The organism is Oceanibium sediminis (assembly GCF_003265325.1).
GTDB lineage: Bacteria > Pseudomonadota > Alphaproteobacteria > Rhodobacterales > Rhodobacteraceae > Halovulum > Halovulum sediminis.
Window position 1 is genome coordinate 1 of the sequence record NZ_QGNX01000003.1, and the last position, 18,519, is coordinate 18,519.

At 64.1% G+C, this 18,519-nt stretch carries 20 protein-coding genes and 1 pseudogene; 5 read left to right on the top strand and 16 right to left on the bottom strand.

What is annotated here, in order from left to right; translation table 11 throughout:
* Nucleotides 1-968: 968 nt before the first annotated feature.
* The 4 genes from DJ029_RS21715 to DJ029_RS22100 form a co-directional block, all read right to left on the bottom strand.
* Nucleotides 969-1,463 (bottom strand): hypothetical protein, encoded by a 495-nt coding sequence (locus DJ029_RS21715; protein ID WP_157966314.1) that lies wholly within the window; start codon nt 1,461-1,463, stop codon nt 969-971.
* Nucleotides 1,464-1,755: 292 nt separating this feature from the next.
* Nucleotides 1,756-2,703, bottom strand: coding sequence for a DMT family transporter (locus tag DJ029_RS08575; RefSeq protein ID WP_112322523.1), 948 nt, complete (start codon nt 2,701-2,703; stop codon nt 1,756-1,758).
* Between the two features lie 561 nt (nt 2,704-3,264).
* The gene (locus DJ029_RS22095; RefSeq protein WP_232823021.1) at nt 3,265-3,453 is read right to left on the bottom strand and encodes a hypothetical protein; all 189 of its coding nucleotides are present in this window, start codon (nt 3,451-3,453) and stop codon (nt 3,265-3,267) included.
* Between the two features lie 193 nt (nt 3,454-3,646).
* On the bottom strand, nt 3,647-4,129 hold the full coding sequence (locus tag DJ029_RS22100; protein WP_232823022.1) for a DUF2793 domain-containing protein: 483 nt from the start codon (nt 4,127-4,129) through the stop codon (nt 3,647-3,649).
* 10 nt (nt 4,130-4,139) lie between these two features.
* Between DJ029_RS22100 and DJ029_RS08585 the strand changes: the two genes are divergently transcribed.
* Nucleotides 4,140-4,499 carry a CoA transferase gene (locus DJ029_RS08585; RefSeq protein WP_157966315.1) on the top strand — a complete coding sequence of 120 codons (360 nt, stop codon included), beginning with the start codon at nt 4,140-4,142 and terminating at the stop codon, nt 4,497-4,499.
* 145 nt (nt 4,500-4,644) lie between these two features.
* Here the strand turns inward: DJ029_RS08585 and DJ029_RS08590 are convergent, their stop codons facing one another.
* On the bottom strand, nt 4,645-5,331 hold the full coding sequence (locus DJ029_RS08590; RefSeq protein ID WP_112322025.1) for a cysteine hydrolase family protein: 687 nt from the start codon (nt 5,329-5,331) through the stop codon (nt 4,645-4,647).
* A 159-nt stretch (nt 5,332-5,490) separates the two neighbouring features.
* Between DJ029_RS08590 and DJ029_RS08595 the strand changes: the two genes are divergently transcribed.
* The 3 genes from DJ029_RS08595 to DJ029_RS08605 are packed head-to-tail and all read left to right on the top strand — an operon-like array spanning nt 5,491 to nt 8,130.
* Nucleotides 5,491-6,492: an ABC transporter substrate-binding protein gene (locus DJ029_RS08595; protein ID WP_112322026.1), complete on the top strand. Its 1,002-nt coding sequence runs from the start codon at nt 5,491-5,493 to the stop codon at nt 6,490-6,492.
* Entirely contained in the window at nt 6,489-7,301 is an 813-nt protein-coding gene (locus tag DJ029_RS08600; RefSeq protein ID WP_112322027.1) for an ABC transporter ATP-binding protein, read from the top strand. Before DJ029_RS08595 ends, DJ029_RS08600 begins: the two co-directional genes overlap by 4 nt.
* Nucleotides 7,294-8,130, top strand: coding sequence for an ABC transporter permease (locus DJ029_RS08605; protein WP_112322028.1), 837 nt, complete (start codon nt 7,294-7,296; stop codon nt 8,128-8,130). The genes DJ029_RS08600 and DJ029_RS08605 overlap by 8 nt, the downstream gene beginning before the upstream one ends.
* A gap of 246 nt (nt 8,131-8,376) precedes the next feature.
* Here the strand turns inward: DJ029_RS08605 and DJ029_RS08610 are convergent, their stop codons facing one another.
* The 10 genes and pseudogenes from DJ029_RS08610 to DJ029_RS08645 form a co-directional block, all read right to left on the bottom strand.
* Nucleotides 8,377-9,123 carry a sulfite exporter TauE/SafE family protein gene (locus DJ029_RS08610; protein ID WP_112322029.1) on the bottom strand — a complete coding sequence of 249 codons (747 nt, stop codon included), beginning with the start codon at nt 9,121-9,123 and terminating at the stop codon, nt 8,377-8,379.
* A gap of 135 nt (nt 9,124-9,258) precedes the next feature.
* Nucleotides 9,259-10,482 (bottom strand): MFS transporter, encoded by a 1,224-nt coding sequence (locus DJ029_RS08615; protein ID WP_112322030.1) that lies wholly within the window; start codon nt 10,480-10,482, stop codon nt 9,259-9,261.
* An 11-nt stretch (nt 10,483-10,493) separates the two neighbouring features.
* Nucleotides 10,494-10,892 carry a glutaredoxin domain-containing protein gene (locus tag DJ029_RS22105; protein WP_308860935.1) on the bottom strand — a complete coding sequence of 133 codons (399 nt, stop codon included), beginning with the start codon at nt 10,890-10,892 and terminating at the stop codon, nt 10,494-10,496.
* A 69-nt stretch (nt 10,893-10,961) separates the two neighbouring features.
* Nucleotides 10,962-11,999 (bottom strand): annotated as a pseudogene (gene cysK / locus DJ029_RS08620) (cysteine synthase A); the annotation flags it as partial.
* 34 nt (nt 12,000-12,033) lie between these two features.
* Nucleotides 12,034-12,192, bottom strand: coding sequence for a hypothetical protein (locus DJ029_RS21720; RefSeq protein ID WP_157966316.1), 159 nt, complete (start codon nt 12,190-12,192; stop codon nt 12,034-12,036).
* Between the two features lie 22 nt (nt 12,193-12,214).
* Nucleotides 12,215-12,649 (bottom strand): globin domain-containing protein, encoded by a 435-nt coding sequence (locus DJ029_RS08625; RefSeq protein WP_157966317.1) that lies wholly within the window; start codon nt 12,647-12,649, stop codon nt 12,215-12,217.
* 93 nt (nt 12,650-12,742) lie between these two features.
* Nucleotides 12,743-13,447 (bottom strand): response regulator, encoded by a 705-nt coding sequence (locus DJ029_RS08630; protein WP_112322033.1) that lies wholly within the window; start codon nt 13,445-13,447, stop codon nt 12,743-12,745.
* Complete coding sequence (locus DJ029_RS08635; RefSeq protein WP_112322034.1) at nt 13,444-15,357, bottom strand: hybrid sensor histidine kinase/response regulator; 1,914 nt, start codon at nt 15,355-15,357, stop codon at nt 13,444-13,446. Before DJ029_RS08635 ends, DJ029_RS08630 begins: the two co-directional genes overlap by 4 nt.
* 2 nt (nt 15,358-15,359) lie before the next feature.
* Complete coding sequence (locus DJ029_RS08640; RefSeq protein WP_112322035.1) at nt 15,360-16,409, bottom strand: adenylate/guanylate cyclase domain-containing protein; 1,050 nt, start codon at nt 16,407-16,409, stop codon at nt 15,360-15,362.
* Nucleotides 16,406-16,771, bottom strand: coding sequence for a group I truncated hemoglobin (locus DJ029_RS08645; RefSeq protein WP_112322036.1), 366 nt, complete (start codon nt 16,769-16,771; stop codon nt 16,406-16,408). Before DJ029_RS08645 ends, DJ029_RS08640 begins: the two co-directional genes overlap by 4 nt.
* A 295-nt stretch (nt 16,772-17,066) precedes the next feature.
* Between DJ029_RS08645 and DJ029_RS21725 the strand changes: the two genes are divergently transcribed.
* The gene (locus DJ029_RS21725) at nt 17,067-17,216 is read left to right on the top strand and encodes a hypothetical protein (RefSeq protein ID WP_157966318.1); all 150 of its coding nucleotides are present in this window, start codon (nt 17,067-17,069) and stop codon (nt 17,214-17,216) included.
* Nucleotides 17,217-17,377: 161 nt separating this feature from the next.
* Here the strand turns inward: DJ029_RS21725 and DJ029_RS08650 are convergent, their stop codons facing one another.
* The gene (locus tag DJ029_RS08650) at nt 17,378-18,517 is read right to left on the bottom strand and encodes an NAD(P)/FAD-dependent oxidoreductase (protein WP_112322037.1); all 1,140 of its coding nucleotides are present in this window, start codon (nt 18,515-18,517) and stop codon (nt 17,378-17,380) included.
* Nucleotides 18,518-18,519 lie beyond the last annotated feature (2 nt).

The window sequence follows — 18,519 nt, forward strand, 5'->3', positions numbered from 1 at the left end:
ACTCAGGCGAATGCTGCTTCCGTTTCGACATCTCTGATCTCCTTCTCGTCGAAGATCAGCAGACAGCAAATCATAGCTTACGTCAGCGTCCGATTTTCGGGGGGCAGCTCAATGTCTTGAGCCTATTCTCCGAACCGACGCCCATCTCTAATGTCAGTTAAGTCACATCAAATTTGCACCGATCCATGCGGTCAAGTTCGAAAGCAGGCTTGTGTGTTGACTGGAGCCTGGCACGATATTGCCCCTCGGATCGATAGAATAGTAACTGGTCATAGCCAGAGCCCCCGAAGCGAACCCGGTTCTCCTGACCAAAACACTGCGACAAGCGAAATTGCTATCTCGAAATGTTCCATGTGGTACGTCAAGGGAAGGTTGACCCGGATGAATGCTTGTTAACGGGCTGCATACGCTCGATAGGTAAGGAGCATGCACCTTTAGAGCTGTTACATCGTAGAGACGAGCAACGAAAGCACGCATCTCATCAATAGTCCCAGGTGTGGACACGTCCTTGCACTCAATGGCGACGACGGGCCGCCCGAACGGAACACCGCCTCTCATTCGCCCGCGCAGCGCCGAGGCCGTATGCGCTGGCACGATAGCAATATCGAATTCGTGCTTCCCGCCACTCCTTCCAGAGAATTGCACTCCGTTCCAGATTTCCCACTCCCGTCGGGAGTTGTGTAGCTGAAAGGCGATTGCGCTCATACCGTTGGAACCTTGAGCACTGCCCGGCAGGCCGGAGGGCGAACCACCGCGCTGCACGAACTGCCGGTTCGCGTCGCTAGAACGTATCCGGGTACCGTCCGACCGCTTTATCCAGACGCTCGCACCTGCCGCTCGCAAGCTATCTGCGATAGCTGTCATCAGAAACAGCTCGTAAATGCGACCAGCGCCACCAGCATTCTTCAGCACAGTAGCACTGCCGACTATTGAATTCAGCGCTCCAGAGATCCCGGGTATCACAGAGTTTAAGCTCCCCTGAGCATTTCTGACTTCCATTCCTCTACAGCGAGCCGCAACTGATCAAAGGATTCTATAGCGTGGTCAATTGCCGGTCTGTCTATTGAGACTGCCGACTCCCCATCATCCCCTAAAAGAGCCAGTCCTTCGACTGAATAGCCGGTATCCGCTCTTTCGCCTTCTCCAATAAGCGTCGAAACAACTTCGATTGAGGCTCGTGCCATAACAAGCGATTCTTTGACCCGTCTAACCACGATATCCGCCGCAAGGGCAACTTGTTCATCCCCTGACCATGGTATTGAAGCGGCTGTTTCGGCTTGGTCGTCTTGCTCAGACCGCAAGTCTTGGTCAAGTCGGATGCGTTCCTGAGCGGCGTACATGGCACCTTCCGACGCTATTTGTGTGTCGCCCATTTCAACGATAGCCAAGATATCTTTCACCAGCCAATCAAGGTTCGATGCCGCCAGCGTTTCGAGTAATGGGAAGAGACGATAATCTATCAAGGTCAACTCCGGGATCTAAGCTGCAAACAAGAGCATAGTGGCTCAGAAAATTTGTCCATGCAAAGCAGCAGACCCGATTACGCCGGTCACCAATCCTTAGCACGTGATGTGGCTACAAGACAGCTACCGTAAGGTGCGATGGCAGATCTTGCCAGTCTTCATCATGCTAAGGTAGCGCGCCAACCGACCGTGGTCCGACTGGCGGCTTAGCTGGAAGTGGTCCTATGCTGCCGGTTCTCGAATTGGAGTGTCCGTGGTTGAGGATCCTTGTCATTGAAGATCGCAGGCCAACTCAGATCGGCGGAGCCGCACGTTCAGTGATCAACTGGCGGGCAGTGACCCTTTCGCGGTGGATCATATACAGACCCGCACCGATGATGATGGCAATGCCGGTCAGGGTCAGCGCGTTGGGGAAATCGCGGAACACGAGATAGCCCAGCAAGGTTGCCACTGGCAGTTCCAGATATTGCAGGGGCGCCAACGTGGCCGAGGGGGCCAGTGACAGCGCATAGGTCATCATCATATGGCTCAGCGTGGCGAAAGACCCGACCCCCAGAAGCCAGAGCCATGCAATCCCCTCGGGCCAGACGAGATCAAGCAGGTCGGACCCCGTGCCCTGGGCGAGCACCATCACTGGCAGGCACAGCAGACTGGCGATCAGGCCGGTGTGGAATTGAAGGGTCACGGGATGAACCCGCCGCGACAGTCCCCGTGTCACAAGGATATAGAAGGCGAACCCCACAGCCGTGCCCAGCGGAAACAGGGCCACCGCGCCAAAGGCCGCGAAACTGGGCTGGATCACTAACAAGACACCCACAAAGCCCACAATCGCCGCCCCCACGCGGCGCGGGCCGACATCTTCGCCCAGGTAGAACTTGCCCACCAGCAGCACGATGAACGGGGCCACGAAAACGATTGCCAACGCATCAGCCAGTGGCATGACGCGGATCGCGGCGATGAAGCAAAAAGTCGAGCCCAGCAAAAGCACCGCGCGAAATAACAGTGCCAGCCATTGTCCCCGCGCCACCCGTAGCGATAGCCCCATGATCCATACAACCGGCGCCATCAGCGCGCATTGAACGATAAAGCGTGCGGCCGTGATCTGTCCCACCGGAACGCTGCCCGATGCCAGCTTGGCCGCCACATCGAGCAGAGGTGCCGTTACGCAAAACCCCACCATCAGGGTAACACCGGCAAGGATGCGGTCGGTGGACGGGATATGGGAGGCTGCACTGGTCATGAAGCCCGCATAGGATGTCACCCCGCGCGCGTCTATCAGTTTTGCGACTACTGACACCGCCAGAGGGGCCACCGAAATAACCCGCTCGATACATCCTTCGGAGCCACCCTACCGAAGCTGGTTTCCGCAACGCTGTTCCGCAGCGCGATTGATGATCGCGCAATTCATGTCAACGCCACGTCAACCCGCATACGCCTGTTTGGCTCGGTTTGGGACGTTGAACGCCGGTCGATGACGGACGATACCGGAACGGAATATGTGTGGGATCAAAGGCTTATCGCATAAGCCACTGATTTTTCTAAGTTATTGGAATCGCTCAGGTTTCGGCTCATAACCTGAAGGTCGTAGGTTCAAATCCTACTCCCGAAAAAAATTCCTTCGATAACACAGACAGTTACGCGCCTGCCAAACGGGACGCTATTTGCGTTCCAGGCCCGTGGAAGCACTGTGGAAGCAGAAGTCGCAATATGCACCTGAGCAGCTCCACCCTCCTTTCACGATGGTGCGCTTCATTGCATGTTCGAACGCCCTCACGATGAACGTCGGCTTTTCTGTGGAGCTTCAGCCCGCCTTCGTCCCCCAGGACGATGTGTGGTCGGCGGCGAAATACCGGTCCGCCGCCCGAAAATACCCCTGCAGCTCGACAGTATCGCCCGCGCTGAGCGCCACCATGGTTTGCAACCAGAGCGCGGTGGCTTCGGAGACATGCGCGCCGGAACTCTCTTCGAGCGAGCACCTTATCTCGGTCAATCCGTTCACCACCAGCCGCCCGCGCATCCGGGAGGATGTGCTGCAATTCACCATGAACAAAAGCGTCGCGCCGAAGAGATACGTGCCATCCGCGGGCGCGACGAAATAGTTGTTCCCGGCATCGAAGGTGTTCTGGTCATTGTAGTCGGTATTGTTGATGGCGGGTTTTGTCCAGGTATCGACCCAGACATAGTTATCGTAGTTCGTGTATCCCCTTGTAGCGAGGAAGGCGCGGCTGATCGATGATGCCGGTCAGCCGGTCCACGCTGGACGTGTCGAAGAAGGCGCTACCATCATCGGAGACTGCGAGCTGGAAATCATCGGAGTCGAAGAGACCGAGCAGTGCCTTGGTCGCGTAGCCAGTCTGGAGGGTGAGGCTGAGATCATCTACCTTTGCCTCCTTGTTCAAGGTGTAGGTGAGATCGCCGGTCCCGCCCTCGGTTGCGGTCTTCGCCGTCCAGAGCGCAGCGTCCAGTTTGGCCGAGAACGGGTTGGCGGCATCCGCCGTGGTACCGATGCCGAGCAGCCCCATCTTCTGCAGAACGGTGGGCAGGATGCTCACCCAGGCCGCGCCGTCCCAGACCAGCAGAAGTCCCTCGTCCTCGATCCATGCCCGCCATCCCGGCCGCGGCGCTAGGCGGGTCCAGACACCATCGACATAAAGCACGACGCTCATAACACGGCACGTGATCGTCGCGGTGTGCAACGACCGCCAGTTCGCCGGCCTGTGCGCCGTGCTTGGGGTGCCGGAGCTGGCCGGGGATTCCCGTTTTTCCTGCAACCCCCTGCGGGTGGAAAACCGTCAGGCGCTGACGGAAAGCCTGTCGGTCGCCATCTCCGCGTGGTCATCGGAGAGTTTCCTGACGGCGCAGGAGGCCAGGCAGGTGTCGGCGGGACCGATCAACACCCTCGAAGAGGTGTTCAAGGACCCCCAGGTGATCGCGAGGGAACTGGTGATCCACCCCAAACGCGTCCCCGGCCCCTGGAGGTTTTTCGACGCCGACCTTTGCCTGCACAGGTCAGCGCCGACAAGGGCTGACGCTTAAACCGCGCGATGTTGACCCACTGAAGGTGCGATCGGTGTACCGTCATGTCCCTGCTTGTTCGATTCAGTCGACCCCGTGGTGCAGCCGCCCGATCCAGTTGCGGCAAATGGGGCAGAATCGGAGCCGATGTCCTCGGGACGCGCCGTCAGCCATAGCGCTGAATCAGTTCGTCCGTACCGGTCACGTCGCCGAAGAACAGCGCGAAATGGATCAGGGCGAAGGCGTGCTCATCGTCACGGATCGAGGCGCAGCCGTCGTGGACCATTGTCGTGCGGAAGTTGCGCATCATCGCATCCCGCGCGGTCGACTCGCAGCAGGCGTTTGTCATCGTGCCGGTGATCAGCAGCGTATCGATCCCGGCGTCGCGCAGTTGCGCCTCAAGATCGCCCGCGCCCTGGATCATGCCGCTGTAGCGCGTCTTCTCGACGATCATGTCCTCTGGGCGCACGTCCAGGTCCGGCCACAGCTGCGAGCCCTCCGCCGAGCGGTCGAGCGCGGCGCAGCGGGTTTCAAACCGCTCGGGGGTCAGCAGTTCACGGTGGAAATGCGGGATGTCGGCCAGCGCCTCTTCGGTGAACAGGGTGCGGATCCAGATGACTTTCCCGCCCGCGGCCCGCAAGGCTTCCGCCAGCCGGTTGATGTTGGGCACGATCGCGCGCGCGTTCGGCACCGACGCGCCGCTTGCGGGATCCAGGAAGTAGGTCTGCATATCCACCACCACCAGGGCGGTCTTGTCCGCGGGCTGCTTGTCGAAGACGAGCGGGCGCCCCTGGCGGGCCAAAATGCGGTCCTGCGCCCAGGCGGGCATCTCGAAGGGGTGGATCTGGCTCATTCTCGCTCCTGCTGGCATGCTTGCCGGGTTTTTCCGTGGTAAAACATGGGTGATCGCGGGGCGATCAAAAGTTTAAACAAGACTATTGTATACAAAGAACCAAAGTGGTATCAACCGGATAATAAAAGAATTATCATAACGGACCACAGGGGAAGAAATATGAAATTCACGCGTCGGATGGCCTTTGCTGCGGGGCTGGCCGCGGTCACGTTCGGGCTTGCGCCAGACATTGCCCGTGCTGACGAGGTTACCAAGATCTCGTTCATGGAAGTGATCCATTCGCTGTTCTACTCACCGCTCTACGTTGCGCTGGACCGTGGCTTTTTCGCGGAAGAGGGGATCGACTTCGACCTGGTCGCGGGCCAGGGCAGCGACAAGGTGACGGCGGCGATCCTGGGTGGCTCCGTGGACATCGCCCTCGCCGGGCCGGAAACGACGGTCTACGTCGAGGCCGGAAAATCGCCGGAGAAGATCCGCATCTTCGCGGGCCTTACCGGCACGGACGGATCGTTCCTCGTTGGGCGTGAGCCCGCGGCAGAACCGTTCGACTGGGCCTCTCTCAAGGGCAAGAAGATCCTTGGGTGGCGCGTCGGCTCCGCCCCGGCGAACTTCCTGCGCGAGGCGCTGAAGAATGCCGGGCTGGACCCGGACAAGGACGTCGAAATCATCACCAATGTCGCCATTCCCGCGCGAATGGGGGCCTTCCTTTCCGGGGCGGCCGATTACGGGACCTTCTTCGAGCCCGACGTGACCAAGCTGGAATCCGAAGGGCTGCACGTTCAGACCAACGTCGGCCAGGCCGTGGGTGAGATCGACTACACCGTCTTCATCGCCCGCGAGAGTTTCATCGCGGAACACCCCGAGATCGTCGGCGGCTTCACCCGCGCCATTGCCCGCGCCGAGGCCTGGATCGCCGAAGCCCCCGAGGAAGAGGTTGCCGCCTCTCTCGCGCCCTACTTCCCGGGGATCAGTGCCGAAGAGCTTGCCTCCTCGGTCACGCGGCACCGCGAAGCGGGGGTCTGGAAGGCAACGCCAGCCGTCACGCCAGAGGCGATGACCGCGCTGCAAGCGCTGCTGGAGGCCAACGGCCTGATGCCCAGCGGCGGCGCGATCCCCTATGAGCGCCTGGTCGATCCACAGTTCTTCGAGGTGACCGAATGAACAAGGAAGTCGCTTCAGGGTGGGGCCGCAAGGCGCCACCCAAAGTCGAATTTCGCAATGTGAACCTGCGCTACTTCTCGGAGTCCGGGGAAACCCATGCCGTGAAGGACATGAGTTTCTCCGTCGATCAGGGCGAGTTCGTTTCGATCGTCGGGCAATCGGGCTGCGGGAAGTCGACCCTGCTGTCCCTGCTCAGCGGGCTGATGCGGCCGACCGACGGGCAGGTGTTGATCGACGGCAAGCCCGTGACCGGCCCGTCGCCGCAGGTGGGTTTCATGCTGCAGCAGGATACGCTGTTCGAATGGCGCACCATCCTGGAAAACGCGCTGCTCGGCCCGGAAATCCGCAACATGGACTTGGTTGCGGCGCGGGAGCGGGCCGAGCGCATCCTGACAAGCTACGGGCTGGGCCAGTTCCTGCACCACACGCCCGGGCAATTGTCGGGCGGGATGCGGCAGCGCGCGGCCCTTGGGCGGACCATGTGCATGGAGCCGGATATCCTGCTGCTGGACGAGCCGTTCTCGGCGCTGGATTTCCAGACCCGTCTGGCCATCGCCGAAGAAATCGGGGACATCATCCGCCGCGAGGGCAAGACCGCGATCCTCGTCACCCATGACATCCCCGAGGCCATTGCCATGGCCGACCGGGTGGTCGTGCTCAGCCCCCGCCCGGGCCGGCTGAAGAGCATTCACGAAATCTCCTTCGATAGTCTTGGACCGACACGGCCAAGCAGTATGGATGCGCGCGACGCGGAAGAGTTCCGGGACTACTACCACACAATCTGGACGGAGATGGAGAACCATGGTTGAGACCGTTTCCGCCGTGGAGGCGCCCGCAAAGGCCCCTGCGACAGCACCTCCGAGCGCTGCCTACAAGAAATGGCTGTCCCTGCGGGCCCGTGATCGCTTCATGGTGCAGGCCGCGCGCGCGCTGCTTCTGATCACCTTCCTCGTGCTGTGGGAAGTCGCCCCGCGGATGGAGCTGGTGATCCCGATGCTCACCAGCTACCCGACGGCGGTCTGGGACGGGTTCCTGGAACTGCTCGCGCTGCAAAACCTCGGCTGGCATATCAGCGTGACAATGATGGAAGTGGTCATCAGCTTCACGGTTGCGATGGTGCTGGGCACGGCGATCGCGATCTGCCTCTGGCTTTCGCCGATGCTGGAACGGATCCTCGATCCCTTCCTCGTGGTCGGCAACGCGCTGCCCAAGATCGCGCTTGTGCCGATCTTCTACATCTGGCTGGGCCCGACGGGCTCGATCTATGCCGTGGCGATTGCCGTTTCGTTGTTCATCACGATCCTGATGCTCTACACCGGGTTCAACCAGACGGACCCGAACAAGATCAAGCTCGCGCGCACCCTTGGGGCGGGCAAGCGGCAGATCCTGAGCAAGGTCGTGCTGCCCGGCAACGTCCACACCTTCATGGCGACGCTGAAGGCCAATATCGGGCTCAGCCTCGTGGGCGTGATCGTGGGCGAGTTCCAGGCGTCGAAAGCGGGTCTTGGCTACCTGATCGTCTATGGCAGCCAGATCTTCCGCATGGACATGGTGATGGCGGCCATCGTGATCCTCAGCCTGATCTCCGTCGCCATCTACTTCGTGGTCCAGAAGGCCGAGGCCTGGCTGACCCGCTGAGATTGTCCCGCCCCCCGGCGGGACAATCCTTTCCCTTTCACCGAACATCAGCCGTACAGGGCCACCGCTTCGCGACCGCGACGGCTGGGGGAAACCCCGGCCGTTCGTGGTGCTGCGGGCTATTACGCGGCGCCGGGGTTGCACCCGTCGCAAGGAGCCACAACGCCCCCGGTGCAGACCATGATTATCGTGAAGGGGAGGGTCTGTGGCGGGTGACCCTGGGCCGGCCCTGAAGGGCCGGCGCCGTCACAGCGCCAGGCTCTTGGCCAGCAGCGTCAGCGACGCCAGCACGCAGAGTACCAGCATCGAGGGGCGCATCCAGCCGTTGTCGATATAGGTCTTGATATAGCCGGAGGCGAGGAAGCCCAGCACCAGCGCGGGCGTCAGCGACACCGCGAAGATCATCTCGGTCATGTCGAAGGCGTCGAACCCCATGAGGGAAAGGATCGACACCAGCGCCCCGATGGTCAGGAACGCGGACATGTTCGCCCGCACCTCCGCGCCGGGGGAGTGTTGGTAGACCAGCGCCATCGGCGGTGTGCCCACGGACGTGATGGTGCCCATGTAGCCCGACGCGGACCCGGCCAGGAAAAGGTTGCGCCGCGTGGGCAGAACCCGCCGCCCGGTAAGGCTGAGCGCGACGGCCAGCAAGATGAGCACGGCGAACAGCATCATGAACTCGCGCTCCCCCAGCATGCTGGCGGAAAAGGCGCCAAGGACGCTGGCGACAACACGTCCCACGAGGGCATAGCTGAGGTTGCCGAACCGCACGTCCTTGCGGTCCCGGATCAGCACCATCAGCGATGTCAGCATGGCAAGGACCAGCAAGGGCCCCGGCAACATGCCCGGATCGATCAGGGCAAGCACGGGCGCGGCCACGACGCCGAACCCCAGCCCGAAGGAGGATTGCGCGACAGCCGCGACCACGATCACGACGAAAGAGATTGCGTAAAGGTTGAGATCGAACCCCAACAGCATGGCTTCGGCGGTCATTTCTGGTTCCTCGATACGGGCGCTGCTGATCTTCCGGATTCACCGCCTTACAAATTGTATACTATGAACCAAACGCGATAATCCAGTGAAATCAACCGCGCCCGCGCCGCATCTGCCAAGGGTTGCGCCCCCCGCTTACGCGGGAAGCGCTGCGCCGGTAAGCTGCTTTTGCGCGGGTCGGCGGCACATCCACCAGAGGGTGCCGATCAAAAGCAGGTTCGCGACGCCGGCGAAGCTCGCGATCGCGAAGGACCGCTCATAGGTGCCGGTGATGTCGTAGATGGCCCCGCCCATGTAGCCACCCAACCCGTGCCCAAACCAGGCGAAGGCGATGATGATGCCGCTGGCGCCCGCGCGCGACCTTGGCGGGATCAGCGTGCGGATCGTCGTCAGCAGGCCCGTCATCACCCCGGCATAGCCGAAGCCGAAGATCGGGGCGAACAGGTAGAACTGGTTGAGGTCCGAAAGCTGCACGAACCCGAACACCAGCGCGGTCTGCCAACTGCTGGCCACAAGGTATGCGGGCAAGGCGCCGATCATGTCCGCCAGCCTGCCGAAGGCGATGCGCCCGGCGACGGCGGCCAGCATCATCACGAATACGACGCCGCCTGCCTCCGGGGCCGGGATCGCGCAGGTCTGAATCAGCGGCAGCAGGTGCATCAGCGGAACCGCCATCAGGCAGCAGCAGAAGACGACGGCCAGGCTCAGCACGGTTGTGATCAGCGGGGTCGGCAATGGCGCGGCGGCCGGGGGCGCTTCAGCCCCGCTCGCCGTGCTTGCGCTTTGCGGCGCGCGCAGAAGGAACGCCAGCGGCACCAGCGTGACCAGCGCGCCGATGCCGATCACCAGCAATGCGCCGCGCCAGCCGAACTCGGCGACCAGCAGCGTATTGGCGAGGGGGGCGCTGCCCTGACCGACCGCCTGCCCGGCAGAGGCGATGCCGATGGCAAGCCCCGCGCCGGTGCGGAACCACGTACCGACCAGCGCGAACAGGGGCGCGAACAACGCGCCGCCGCCCAGTGCCCCAGCCAGGAAGAACAGGGCATAGAGCTGCCAGAGCGCCGTGGCGAAGGACGCGGCGATCAACGCCAGCCCCAAGCTCAGTGCGCCGGTCAGTACCACCAGCCGGATGTTGATCCGATCGGCGAGCGCCCCCATGACGATCCCCCCCGCCGCCAGCCCTACCAGGCCAGCGGTGTTGATGAAGGCGATCTGGCCCCGGCGCCAACCCTCGGCCTGCTCCAGCGGTTCGAAGAAGGTGGACAGCCCGTTGACGAGCTGCCCCATGGCGATGGCCAGCATGGCCGAGGCGGCCGCCAAGATTACCCAGCGGTAGCGGGATTCTGCGTCAACGTGCATCTCTGCGCTCCTCAGGCGGCTTGGTCCGGCGCGGGCTTGCGCGGGTGCAGCCAGGCGGGCAGGAAGCTGTAGGCGTTGCCGATCCCGGTGGTGTCCGCCGCGTGGCCAAGCTCTGCCAGCATCTTCTGCAAACGCCCGTCATTGACAGCGTCGAAGGTTTCGGTCGCGCCGCCCACATGGGTGCCGCCAACGAAGATCTGCGGGATCGTCGGCACGCCGGTCACCTGGGCCAGCGCCTTGCGGATCGCGCCGCCACGATCCCCGTCGCGGTAGGCCGCCCCGTCCAGGTCGACCGAGCGATAGGCGATCCCGGCGGCGGCGAACAGCTTGCGCACGGACCAGCAGAATTCGCACCACTCCAGCGCGAACAGCACCACCGGCTCCTCCGGGTCCGAGATCAGCGCCTGCACCTCGGCCAGGGCTTCCGCGCTGGCCGCGACAGGGGCCGCCGGGGCCGCGGCTGCGGGGGCCGCGTCGAACCGGAAGCGCGGGGTCGAAGCGGCGATCTGCTGCTCCTCGGCGTTCATCGCTTCCTCGATCTCCGCGAACAGCGGGGTCGAGAGGTAGCGCTCCCCCGTGTCGGGCAACATCGCCAGGATGCGCGAACCCTTGGGCGCGCGGCGCGCGACGTCCAGCGCGGCGGCGAAGGTCGCGCCTGAGGATATGCCGCACAGGATTCCTTCGGCCCGTGCGAGGTCGCGCGCGCATCGCAGCGCCGCGGCGCCGGGGACGGGGCAGATCTCGTCTATGTGGCCGGCCTTGATCACGTCATGTGCCAGTTTCGGAATGAAATCCGGCGTCCAGCCCTGCATCAGGTGCGGACGGAAGGCCGGGTGGCTGGCGGCGGCCGAGCCGTCATCGTTGAACGGCTGCACGACCCCCGAACTCAGCAACGCCGAGTTGTCGGGTTCTGCCGCGATGATGCGGGTGCGCGGGCTGCGGGCCTTCAGGACCCGCGCGACGCCTTTCATCGTGCCCGCGGTGCCGAAGCCCGACACCCAGTAATCCAGGCCGTTTTCGCCGAAATCCGCCAGGATCTCCTCGGCGGTGGTGCTTGAGTGGATGTCGGGGCCGGCCTCGTTCTCGAACTGGCGGGCGAGGAACCAACCGTGTTTCTCGGCCAACTCGCGCGCCTTGGCGATCATGCCGGTGCCCTTTTCCGAGGCTGGCGTCAGGATCACCCGCGCGCCGAGGAAGCGCATCAGCTTGCGGCGCTCGACGGAGAAGCTTTCCGCCATGGTCACGACCAGCGGATAGCCCTTGGCCGCGCAGACCATGGCCAGCCCGATCCCGGTATTGCCGGAGGTCGCCTCGATCACGGTCTGGCCGGGCTTCAGCGTGCCGTCGCGCTCGGCCGCCTCGATGATGCCGAGGGCCAGCCGGTCCTTGACCGAGCCCATGGGGTTGAACGCCTCGAGCTTGACGTAAAGCTCCACGTCCTCGGGGACGTTGTGGGTGACGCGCACGACCGGGGTGTTGCCGACGGTGCCAAGGATGTTCGCGTGGGGATGTGTCATCTGGTTGTCCTTTTCTTTCAGGGGTCTCAATGGGTCAAAGCAGCGGCACGATGCAGTGCAGGAAGACGGCGGCGGACAGGGTGCCGGCGCCAAGAGTAAGCCGCGTGCGGGTCAGTTTGGCGGGGCGCGCGCTCTTCAGGCGGGCAGGCGCGGTCAGCGTGGTCCGGGGCAGGGTGCGGGGTGTCGGGGTCATGGGAACTCTCCTCGCCGGGGGCTCAGGCGCTTTCGCGGGCTAGGTCCGCGGCGCCGGCCTGCATGGCGCCGGCCACGGCGGAATAGGCGGTGATCCAGGCGTTGCGGGCCCTCGGGGTGAGCGCGGGGCCAAGCCCGGCTTGCAGCGTGGCGATCAGGGCCTGGCCGACGGCGTCGTAATCCGCCGCGCGCACGCCGTAGCCGGTGTGGCGCGCGCCCATGTCGCGCAGGGGGCCGAGCACCGGGGCCAAGTTGTCGGCGTGGCGCACGACAAGGCCGATGGCCGACGCGAGTTTGCGGCCCTGCGCTTTCAGGTCGGCCCCCGCGAACAGCGGGCGCAGCCGGGGCGCAATGCGGAACAGCTCTTCATAGAAGGCGGTGGTCGCGCCTTCGGCGTCCTTGGCGACAAGGGCCCAGGTGACGCGAAGATCGCGGATGTCGTCAGGGGAAAGGCTCATCGGTGGCATCCTTTGTTGAAGGTGATGCCGCCAATCTGTACGCGCCGCATTTCCGCCGTGTGTCGGGCGGCGCGGGCTTGCGTTTCAGTTGTTTCAGCCGGGGTCGTAGATGTAGCCGACACCGCGCACGGTGCGGATCACCTCGGGCTTGGAGGGGTTCACCTCGATCTTCTTGCGGATGCGCGAGATGCGGATATCGATCGAGCGGTCGAACGGATCCCAGGCGCGGTCATGCGCGCCTTCAAGGATCTGGTCGCGGTTCAGCACGCGCCCCTTGTTGCGCGCGAACAGCTTCAGCAGGTTGAATTCCATGGACGTCAGGGGCAGTTCGTTGCCGTCCTCGCCGATCAGCTTAGCGGCCTCCAGGTCGAACCAGGTCTTGCCGAAGCGAAAGCGCGTGCGCCCGGTTTCCGCCTCAGCCTTGGGGGCGGTAATGGTCCTGCGCCGAAGCACCGCCTTGATGCGGGAGGCCAGCTCTCGCAGGTCCACGGGCTTGGCCAGGTAGTCGTCCGCGCCCATTTCCAGGCCCACGACACGGTCCACCACCTCTCCGGCGGCGGTCAGCATGATGACCAGCGGCGCATCGGGCCCTTGCAGGCCGCGCAGCACCGACAGCCCGTCTTCCCCCGGCATGTTGATGTCGAGCAGGATCAGGTCCGGGCGCTCATCCGCGAGCTGCGCGCGCAACTCCTCGGCGTTGGCGGCCATCGTCGTGTTAAAGCCGCGCTTGCCAAGGTATTCGGCCAGCATCTCGCGCAGGTCCGCCTCGTCGTCGCAGATCAGGATATGGTCGCTCATGGCTTTTCAGCGTCCTCTTGCAGCATGGAGTGCACCAGCTTGCGCAATTCAGCGGGGGAGATCGGCTTTTCCAGGAAGGGGCGGTTCACCCCGTCAAGAAAGCCGCGCGCCTGCGGGCTCATCGTGTCGCCGGTCACGAAGCCGACGCGGCGGGCCAGAGCGGGGCGGCTGCGCAGAAGGCGTTCGTAAAAGCCCCGCCCGTCCAGCCCCGGCATGTTGAGATCCGACAGGATCACCGCGAAATCGCTGGCCTCGGCACGTTCCAGCCCGCTTTCGCCGCTGTTGGCGACTTCCACCTCGAAACCGTCGCGGGCGAGGATTTCGCGGATCAGGTCCGAGACGTCCGCCTCGTCGTCGATCACAAGGATGCGGCCCCGGGTTTCGCGCGTGACCAGTCGGGCGGTGTCCACGATGCCGCTGACCTGGTCCTGCGTGGTGGGCAGCTCCACGATGAGCGTCGCGCCCGCGCCGCGATCGGGGGCGACGCGGATGCGCCCGGCGTGGGCCGTGACGATCCGGTGGCACAGCGCCAGCCCGATCCCCGTGCCCGAGCCGACAGGCTTGGTGGTGAACAGCGGATCGAAGATGCGGTTGCGCAGCTTGTCCGGGATGCCGGGGCCATCGTCGGCGACCGTCAGCACCATCGCGTCTGCCCCCGCGTCATGGCGCAGCGACAATTCGATCCGCCCGCCGGAGCCGCTTTCGCGGATCGCCTGGTCGGCATTCGTGACGAGGTTGATGATCACCTGCGCCAATTGATGCGCATCGCCCCGGACTTTCGGCAGGCCAATGGGCATGTCGGTCAGCACCTCGGCGCGGATGCCTTCGGCGCTGTGCGCCAGCGCATCCAGCGCCAGCTCTGCCGTTTCGGCAAGATCGATGGGCACCAGCCTGGCCGGTTGCTGGCGCGCCATCGCGAGGAAGCTTTTCACGATCTTGGTGCACCGCTCCGCCGCCTCGCTGATCTTTTCCACCCGGCGCAGGGTCTCCGGGTCCGTCGTCTCGTCGCGCAGCATCAGCGCATGGCCGACGACGACCGACAGCGGGTTGTTCAGCTCATGCGCGACACCGGCCAGAAGCTCACCCAGGGCCGACATCTTTTCCGCCTGGAAGATCTGCTCGCGCTGATCGGCAAGCCTGCGGCGCAACTCTACCTCCTTGGAGATATCGACCGTGGTGGACACCAGCACATCCTCCCCCCGGTAGTGGATCAGCCGCGCGGACACCATGCTGGGGAAGCGCGCGCCATCGGCGCGGATGCCGGTGATCGCCATGTCGTCGACGCGCCCCTCGGGCAGCAGGGCGGTGATGAAATCCGCCCGCTCATCGCGTGAGGCGAAATGCGCGTGGGTCTGGCGCGCGGTGCCCAGAAGCTCGGTCGCGGCGGGGGTGCGGTAGATGATCTCTCCGTCGCCGACGCGCGACATGATGATGTTCGCGGGGCAGGATTCCAGAACCTTGCGCACAAGCTGGTCGGCGGCGCGCTCGTTTTCCTCCATCAAGCGCCGTTCGGTGATGTCGGTCTGGACCAGCACCAGCCCGCCCGCTGCTGTCTGTCGCAAGGTCAGCTCATAGGCGCTCCCGCCCTGTTCCACCTCCAGCGGGGTGACCATCCAGTCGCCCTCGGCCAGGCGGGCCTCCATGAAGGACAGGCGCTCGACGGTTTCGGCGGGCAGGCCCTGGCGGACCACCCATTCGCGCAGCAGGATGTCCCAGCTCAACCCCTCCGAGAGAATATCCGCGATCACCGGGTTCATCTTCCGGAACGCGGCGTTGAAGCGCAGCAGGGTGGCGTTTTCGTCGAACACGGCCAGCCCCTCGGACAGCGCGTCCATCAGGTCCGCGAGGACATCCGCCTCCCCGCCGTGCGGGCCCTGGTGGGGTGGGCGGGTGTCTGGCAGGCCCCCCATGGTCAGCTGTCCTGCAAGGTGCGAACCTCGGCCTCGATAGCGAAGGCCGGTTCTTCTTCGCCCTCCGACAGGGCCAGGGTTCCGGCGTCGCTGATGGCGAACTGGCTGCCCAGCTGTTCCACCAGCGCCGCGTTGCCGACGATCTTCATGGGCCGCGCGTGATAGCGCAGGCGGCTGGCATGGATGACGGCGGGGCCGAACACGTCGTAGATGTATTTCTGCACCCCCACGACCGAGCCCACGACCGAGCCCGACGCCATGCCGACGCGGCAGGTCCACTGGATCTGGTGCGAGGTGTTGCGCTGAGACAGGTAGCGCAGGAAGCGGATCGCGGCATTGGCGGCGGATTGGGCGTGGTCTTCGGCCGGGTCGGGCATGCCGGCGACGGCGATGTAAAGATCGCCCACGGCGCGGATGCGCGCACAGCCGAACTGCTCTCCGATCCGATCGAATGCGGTGTAGATGTCGTTCAGCTCGCTGACGATCACCGCCGGGTCATGGGCGCTAACCATTTCCGCGAAGCCGATGAAGTCGATGCACACGACCGAGACCGGCTCGTACAGCCGGGGCGTCACCACGCCGAAGGTTTTGTATTCCTCGTAGACGGAGCGGGGCATCATGTTCAGCAGCAGCTTTTCGACCTGCTCCTTCTCGCGCTTGATCTCGCGGGTGTTGCGCTCGACCATCATGGAATAGGAATCGATCATCGACTCCAGCTCCTTGATGCGTGAGATGTTCTGGCAGACCAGCACCGCGATCGCCTCTCCGTCGTCCAGCGCGCGGTTGAAGGACATGGCGATGGTCATCGTGCGGCGGCGCAGACGGAAGGTGGTTTCGGTGGTATAACGCCCCTCGGTGTCCAGCCCCTCGCGCAGCTTGTCCGCATCGAAGCCTGCGAACAGGTCCAGCAACTCGCCGCCGATCTCGATCTCGCCGAACCATTCGCGGAAGGTGTCGTTGCAGAACCGCAGGCGGAAGCTGTCGAGGTCGAGCAGCGCGACGCCGACGCCGATGGCGCGCAGAAGCTGTTCGTTTATGGCGGCGATGGTCATGGGGCCTTCTCCACCACCAGGCTGCGGCGCGACTCGAAGGCGCCGACGATGGTGTCCTGGTCCTGTTGCGACACGCCGTGATCGCTGAGGGTCTGGCGCAGGATCGCTTCGAGCTTGTCGAAATGCACGTCGTTGATGTCGAGGCGTGCGTGCATCTTGCGGATCTGATCCTCGGTATAAGAGGCGGGGCCGCCCATCAGGGATGACAGGAACTTGGTCTGGTGATCGACGATGCGCGCCATGTCGATGTCGTCGAAGAACGGGCCCACGTCGTCATCGTCCAGAAGTCGTTCATAGAGGTCGAGCACGATCCTGCTGACCACCGAGAAACCGCCGTAACGCTCAAACAATGTCTGTTCCATTGCGCCCTCGCTTTGGCCCCGTTGGGCCATGTGTCTGGAAACGGGAATACTGCAGAATGTATCCAGCATGGGCGCAGAAGGGCCTTTCAGGCAAGGATTTCATGAACTCGTGCCGAATATGAGAGGCGTTTCAAGTAACAGGCGTGTTTCACTTGCTGCCCGCGATTGTTTCAATTGTTTCGGGTTCGCGCGAACGGCGATGCAAAGGAAACGCGACGGGCGGCGGCCCGACAACAGGCTGAAACCTTGGCGGGCGATAGTGCTGGTATCGAAACGCAAGCCAAGGAACGCTGCCATGAAGGAACTGAACCAACTCTACGACGCGCTGCAAAAGCGCCGCCAGGAACGCCAAGCCTACCGGGTCACGAAACACCTGCCGACCGCCGTGGCCCGCGATGCGGGCCTTGAAGTGGACCATATCACGGGCCGGACCTATCGCCTTTAGGCCCGCCCCGCCGACATTCCGCATCCCTCCCTGACTGGCCCGCCGTTCTGGCGGGTCTTTTTTTTGTCCGGTTTGGCGGCGTTTGGAAAGCGGGCCGCTCGCACGCCAAAGGCCCGGCGCGAGGTCGCGCCGGGCCCTTGTTCCTGTCCATCGCGCACGCCTCAGGCGGCGCGGGCGTGCTGCTGGTCCAGTCCCGCGATCACCGCCTGGTTCGCCTTCATCGCCCGGTTGAGCTCGAAGTGCAGCGCCTGCAACTCGGGCATCGACCAGTCATGCGCGGCGATCCGGTCGCTCAGGTCGAGGATGTCCTGCGACAGGGCATCGCGCTGGGCGGTATAGCCGTGCATCATTCCGGAGGTGATCGCATTCGCCAGCAGTTCGGCGTCGCGAAGGGCGTCGCTGATGCCATGCGCGGTGATCGGGTCGCGGAAATACCCCGCGTCCCCCACCAGCGCCCAGCCGGGCCCGTCGGATTGCTTCAGGTAGCCGGGCTGCCCCCGGAAGGCGACCTGCCGCGTCTCCGCGACGGCGTCGCCCATGTCCTCGGCCATCGACGGCAGGAGGCGCTTGGCCATGTCCTGGATCGACGTGCTTCGGGCATCGCCCAGTGTGTCAGACGCTACGGTCAGGAACACGCAGGACAACCTGGCGTTCGTCGGAATGATCCCACCGGAGGTCGGCTGCGCGAAGTGCCAGCGATAGCCCCGTTGCGGAACGCCCGAAACATACTGGTAGACGCAGGCTGATCCATGCGTCCCGCGCTGCCGCGTGGCGGCGTTCACCTGCCGCGCGACGACGGAGTTGCGCCCGTCCGCGCCGATCACCAGCGGCGCGTGGATATCCTCTTCCTGCCCGGTCCGGTCGCGCAACCGCACGCCGCAGACCGCGCCGGACTCGTCGAACAGCAGGGCCTTGCAGCCGGTCTCGAAGCGCACCTCGGCACCGGCCTGCCGCGCGGCGTCCACCAGCAGGCTGTCCAGCAGCCAGCGGCGCGGCGCGTATAGCGCGTCGGTCCCGCCGTCGCCGGACAGGTCGATATCGAACGCCGTCCCGTCGTAGACAAAGCGCGTTTGGCGCACCGCCGGGGTGCCCGCGTCGATGACCGCGTCGAGCACGCCCCATCGGTTCAGTTGCATGACCGCGCCGCGCATCAGCGCATGGGTCGACATGGTGTCGCTGCCCGGGCGGGCGTGATCGACAACAAGCACACGCAGCCCGCGTCGGGCGAGCAGCATGGCGGTCGCGGCCCCGGCGCAGCGCGCGCCAACCACGATGACATCAGGGGAAATACGGTTGGTCATAT

Excerpts from the sequence above, each read along its gene's own strand:
- DJ029_RS08575 (WP_112322523.1), bottom strand. The coding sequence starts at position 2,703 with ATGACCAGTGCAGCCTCCCATATCCCGTCCACCGACCGCATCCTTGCC.
- DJ029_RS22100 (WP_232823022.1), bottom strand. The coding sequence starts at position 4,129 with ATGAGCGTCGTGCTTTATGTCGATGGTGTCTGGACCCGCCTAGCGCCG.
- DJ029_RS08590 (WP_112322025.1), bottom strand. The coding sequence starts at position 5,331 with ATGAGCCAGATCCACCCCTTCGAGATGCCCGCCTGGGCGCAGGACCGC.
- DJ029_RS08595 (WP_112322026.1), top strand. The coding sequence starts at position 5,491 with ATGAAATTCACGCGTCGGATGGCCTTTGCTGCGGGGCTGGCCGCGGTC.
- DJ029_RS08600 (WP_112322027.1), top strand. The coding sequence starts at position 6,489 with ATGAACAAGGAAGTCGCTTCAGGGTGGGGCCGCAAGGCGCCACCCAAA.
- DJ029_RS08605 (WP_112322028.1), top strand. The coding sequence starts at position 7,294 with ATGGTTGAGACCGTTTCCGCCGTGGAGGCGCCCGCAAAGGCCCCTGCG.
- DJ029_RS08610 (WP_112322029.1), bottom strand. The coding sequence starts at position 9,123 with ATGACCGCCGAAGCCATGCTGTTGGGGTTCGATCTCAACCTTTACGCA.
- DJ029_RS08615 (WP_112322030.1), bottom strand. The coding sequence starts at position 10,482 with ATGCACGTTGACGCAGAATCCCGCTACCGCTGGGTAATCTTGGCGGCC.
- DJ029_RS21720 (WP_157966316.1), bottom strand. The coding sequence starts at position 12,192 with ATGACCCCGACACCCCGCACCCTGCCCCGGACCACGCTGACCGCGCCT.
- DJ029_RS08625 (WP_157966317.1), bottom strand. The coding sequence starts at position 12,649 with ATGAGCCTTTCCCCTGACGACATCCGCGATCTTCGCGTCACCTGGGCC.
- DJ029_RS08630 (WP_112322033.1), bottom strand. The coding sequence starts at position 13,447 with ATGAGCGACCATATCCTGATCTGCGACGACGAGGCGGACCTGCGCGAG.
- DJ029_RS08635 (WP_112322034.1), bottom strand. The coding sequence starts at position 15,357 with ATGGGGGGCCTGCCAGACACCCGCCCACCCCACCAGGGCCCGCACGGC.
- DJ029_RS08640 (WP_112322035.1), bottom strand. The coding sequence starts at position 16,409 with ATGACCATCGCCGCCATAAACGAACAGCTTCTGCGCGCCATCGGCGTC.
- DJ029_RS08645 (WP_112322036.1), bottom strand. The coding sequence starts at position 16,771 with ATGGAACAGACATTGTTTGAGCGTTACGGCGGTTTCTCGGTGGTCAGC.
- DJ029_RS21725 (WP_157966318.1), top strand. The coding sequence starts at position 17,067 with ATGAAGGAACTGAACCAACTCTACGACGCGCTGCAAAAGCGCCGCCAG.
- DJ029_RS08650 (WP_112322037.1), bottom strand. The coding sequence starts at position 18,517 with ATGACCAACCGTATTTCCCCTGATGTCATCGTGGTTGGCGCGCGCTGC.